The sequence below is a fragment of the Pseudomonas sp. P7548 genome (assembly GCF_013386585.1).
In the GTDB taxonomy this organism is placed as follows: Bacteria; Pseudomonadota; Gammaproteobacteria; order Pseudomonadales; family Pseudomonadaceae; genus Aquipseudomonas.
This window is the reverse complement of the sequence record NZ_JACARO010000215.1, coordinates 1-728: the sequence shown is the minus strand read 5'-3', so window position 1 is coordinate 728 and position 728 is coordinate 1. Positions and strand designations below refer to the sequence as shown.

Here is a 728-nt window from a genome sequence, read left to right as displayed (position 1 = left end):
CGATCTACGGCTGGCGTGGCAGCTCGCCCCAGTACTTCATGGAATTCAACAAGGAATTCCCGTCGCCAGGCACCACCCGCGTGATGTTGAGCGAAAACTACCGCAGCCATCAGCACATCATCGATGCGGCCGAACATATCGTGCGGGCAGCGCCGGCGATACCCGGCAAAAAGGCCAAGGCCAGTGGCGAGCCCAAGGCATTGGTACCGGTTACCGTGCTTGAGCGGGATGATGCGGCGCTGGGGCGCCTGGTGCTTGCGCACTATGAACGCGGCGATTCAGTGTTAATGCTGTATCGGAAAAGTAGCGATAAGTCATTGATAGAAGAGCATATTCAAGCTGTAGTTAATGTGGATTCTAGCTTGCCGGCCGGGTCTCGTCGGCTCAAGCAGTTGACCTATCACAGTGCCAAGGGCCTGCAGGCGGACGCGGTGTTCCTGTTGGGCGATTGCCAGCACGTCACCCGCTCGCCGTACAAGAACCAAGTCTACCGCATGGCGGGCTTGGGCAAGGACGGCGACAGCGAACCCTACGACAATGCGCAAAAAGACGAAGTGCTGCGCCTGGCCTACGTCGGCATTACCCGGGCGGTGAGCCACTGCTATTGGTATGTAGAAAAGCCGGAAGGCCAGGGCGTGAATGTGCCCCGTGCATCGGAGCGGGTCGACGGCAAAAAAGCCTTCTTCGACGATCAACGCAGCTAATGCTTTGTTAACGCGATTGAAAAT

General features: G+C 57.7%; 1 protein-coding gene. It reads left to right on the top strand.

The features are described from left to right. On the top strand, positions 1-704 hold a 704-nt coding region (locus HX803_RS32365), incomplete at its 5' end, for a 3'-5' exonuclease (protein WP_306172780.1). Positions 705-728 lie beyond the last annotated feature (24 nt).